This is a genomic window from Yoonia sp., assembly GCF_046498525.1.
Classification (GTDB): domain Bacteria; phylum Pseudomonadota; class Alphaproteobacteria; order Rhodobacterales; family Rhodobacteraceae; genus Yoonia.
On sequence record NZ_JAWOAN010000259.1, the window covers coordinates 1 to 3,555 of the forward strand.

General features: G+C 57.4%; 3 protein-coding genes. All 3 read left to right on the forward strand.

The window, feature by feature from the left end; genetic code table 11:
* Positions 1-745, forward strand: a 745-nt coding sequence (locus R6T97_RS15590) for an ROK family protein (protein WP_410350206.1), incomplete at its 5' end; no start/stop codon positions are given.
* A 383-nt stretch (positions 746-1,128) separates the two neighbouring features.
* Positions 1,129-2,151, forward strand: a complete 1,023-nt coding sequence (locus R6T97_RS15595) for an IS110 family transposase (RefSeq protein ID WP_410350207.1) — start codon at positions 1,129-1,131, stop codon at positions 2,149-2,151.
* 273 nt (positions 2,152-2,424) lie between these two features.
* Positions 2,425-3,383, forward strand: a protein-coding gene (locus R6T97_RS15600) for an IS630 family transposase (protein ID WP_410350208.1) whose coding sequence is annotated in 2 segments (ribosomal slippage) — positions 2,425-2,766 and positions 2,769-3,383 — 957 coding nt in all. Because the reading frame shifts where the segments join, the coding sequence is not laid out codon by codon here.
* The last annotated feature ends 172 nt before the right edge of the window (positions 3,384-3,555 follow it).

Below are 3,555 nucleotides of genomic sequence, written 5' to 3' on the forward strand. Positions count from 1 at the left end.
GACCGAAGATCAGGTCAGGCGGGTTTGTGGCCTAGGTGTGTGTGCCGCATTTGAGCTGTGGCACAGGACAGACACCGAAGTTGACACCCGCTCAGAGTTCAGCGACTGGCACCATATCGACTTGCGAAAAACGTTCGGCGCGCTGACCGGTCTGCCTGTCACGCTGCTCAATGATGCGACTGCCGCATGTCAGGCCGAGCATACTTTCGGTCGGGGTAAAGAATTTCGCGACTATGCCTATTTCTTCATTGGTGCCTATATCGGAGGTGGCATCGTTCTGGACAATGCAGTCTTCGAGGGGCGGCAAGGAAATGCGGGCGCTTTGGGGTCGTTGCGCAGTATTGGCCCCAACGGCGAAAGCATGCAATTGATCGAAATGGCTTCGATCCGGCAACTGGAACAGCGTCTGGTTGAAGTTGATCTGGATCCTCGGCAATTGTGGACGGAACCCGACAACTGGTATCGCCTCTCTCGCTATGTTGATCCCTGGCTGGGTCAGACGGCGCAGGAACTATCCAAGGCCGCCCTATCTGTCTGTTCGGTGATCGACTTTGAAGCGATCATCATTGATGGCGCTTTCCCAGAATCTGTGCGGTCTGAACTGGTCGAAAGGGTCAGCCGGTATGTGACAACCCAAGACACCCGTGGTCTTATTCCGCCCAGAATAGAAGCAGGCAGCATCGGTCGAAAGGCCCGCGCTATTGGCGCCGCAACACGTCTGATCGACCACCAGTTCATGTTGTGACGGTATGCCGAGAGGACGCGATCGTATGACGCCCTGGTTCAAGCAGGTTTGTTGATCGGTCGCCCCCACTTGGTTCGGCTCGACGCCACTAAATAGTCAAAAAGATCGGAATGGATAATGTCGACCGGGCCTTGGCGGAAATGCCTCCCGTCGGAAGATCGCTCGTGGAAGCATCGGGACAAAGGATTTCCCAGATGTTCCACCAAGATGAAAGACCAGAACCACCGCGGGAGCGGGCAAAACTTGGGGGTTAAAGCGTCCCGCCCAAAACCTGAATTGCGGGGATTCCCACGCGTGTGATTTTGTGATTATGGGATGGCCCGCCCTTTTCGGCGGCGGCTTTTGATATAGTCGCCTTGGTCAAAAGGGAAAGGAGCGGACCAATGTCGATTGTTACTCTTGGGGTTGATCTGGGCAAGACGGTTTGCAGTCTTGTGGGGTTAGACGCAGCCGGTAAGGTTGCCATGAGAAAGCGTCTGCGGCGCGCCGGTTTGGTTGCGTTTGTGCTGAACCTCGACCGATGCGTGGTTGCAATGGAAGCGTGCTGTGGTGCCCATCATTTGGGGCGTGTGTTTGACGGTGCCGGATTTGACGTTCGCCTGATGTCGCCAGAATACGTCAAACCCTATGTTAAGGCGCATAAGAACGATGACCGCGACGCGGAGGCGATTGCTGAAGCTGCAACGCGTCCCACGATGCGGTTTGTCCGGATCAAGACCCAAGAACAGTCCGATGTGCAATCCCTGCACCGCGCGCGGTCTCGGCTGGTGTCGGAGCGAACAGCTCTGATCAACAACCTGCGTTCTCTTTTGCTGGAGCGTGGCATCACGGTTGCCCAAGGTCGCAAGAAGCTTGAAGCGGAGCTGATTGTCTTCGCCGATGAGGAGCACCCGGATATTTCCCCGCGGATCCGAGGTCTGATCGAAGACATGCGCGCACAATGGCGATCTCTGGACGCAAGGATCGCGGCCTTTGACAAGGAGTTCATGACGATGGCTCAGGAGGACGTGGCAGCGCAGCGCCTGATGAGCATACCGGGAATTGGGGCCATCAACGCGACCGCTTTTGTTGCTGCGGTCGGCAATGCTGAAGCTTTTAGGCGTGGTCGCGATCTGGCAGCATGGCTTGGTCTCACCCCCAGGCAAGCCTCGACTGGCGGCCGACAGAAGCTACTGGGGATATCAAAGCGCGGTAATCGATACTTACGCAGCACATTGATCCATGGTGCGCGTGCGGTGTTGCACAGATTGATCAATGAGCCATCGCAACTGGGGGCTTGGCTTCGTGATCTATCGGCCCGCGCCCATAAGAACGTAGTCGTGGTCGCGCTGGCTGCGAAGCTTGCACGAACGATCTGGGCTTTGCTCAGGAAGGAACAAGGCTACCAGCGCGTGTTGGCAGCCTGACAAGACGGGTAACCGGCGAACCGAGCCGGCGGCCCTGCCTGCGAGTGGTTGAGAGGAGATGGCCTGACAGTTGATCGGCGGCGGCAAAACCTGAAGAAACTGAATGGTCGTGACAGACCGCTGTGATTATGAGGATGCCGACGCGCGAACCCCATCTTGGCCAGGGCGAGACCCTGAGACCGGATACGTTGATGCAGATTGCGCAGAGCTTGATCCAAAAACAACTTGCAGACCGGGCGGGCCATACGTTCATCCTGTTTGGGAGGATGGATCATGTCAGCACCTTTGCCAGACGCGCTTCGGGCGCGGTTTCAGCGATACATTGAGGAAGGGTTGAGCGGTCGCGCGGCGGCACTACGATTGAAGCTCTCGCCCGCGACGGGAGCGCGATGGGCGCTTGCGATACGGCGGACGGGCCGGGCGGAAGCCGCGCCGCAGGGCCGACCAAAAGGCCGGGGCAAACTGGACCCGCATCGAGACTTCTTTGCCGAAATCATCGCGCAGGATGGCGACATCACAATGCCCGAGCTGAGTGCAGCCCTTTTTGACGCGACCCACGTTCGGGCGCACCCCAACGCCATTGGCAAGTTCCTTCGCAAACTGGGCTACACATATAAAAAAAGTCACTGGTGGCCACCGAACGCCGCCGTGCCAAGGTAAGACGACAGCGCGAGGACTGGTTCAAGCACCGCATTCCTGCCGTGTCAAAGCACCCGGACCGTGTTGTCTTTATTGACGAAACATCGGTGAAGACAAACCTGACGCGGCTGCGGGGATGGGCCTCTTGCGGAAACCGCCTGGTCATGGACGCGCCCTTCGGCTCATGGGGCACCCAGACCTTTATAGCTGGCCTGCGTGCTGATGCGATGATTGCACCCTGGGTGATCAAAGGCGCCATGGATGGCGTGGCCTTCGCCGCTTACGTCGAAAAGGTGTTGGTGCCAGAACTCTCACCCGGAACCGTCGTCATCCTGGACAATCTGGCCACCCACAAAAACGCCCAAGCAGCAAAGGCGATGCGCAAGGCAGGATGCTGGTTCTTGTTCTTGCCGCCCTACAGTCCCGATCTCAACCCGATCGAAATGGCGTTCTCCAAGCTCAAAGCGCACCTGCGCCGAATAGGCGCGCGCACATTCACCGACATGTTCAACGCAATCGCTGAGATCTGCGATCTCTACTCACCCGAAGAATGCTGGAATTACTTCACGGCTGCCGGATATGTCGCAGGTTAAACGCGGCACGCTTTAGATGCGGTTCTGCCCCCATGACCGCAGGCGGAGGCATTCTAGTCATATTCCAGCTTCAAAAATTGCAAAATCTGGGCGTGCTTCCTGCTCATCCAAAATCCACTTATAGACTTCGGCGATTTTACGCGCTTTGGCTGACCACGTGAAATGGTTCTGA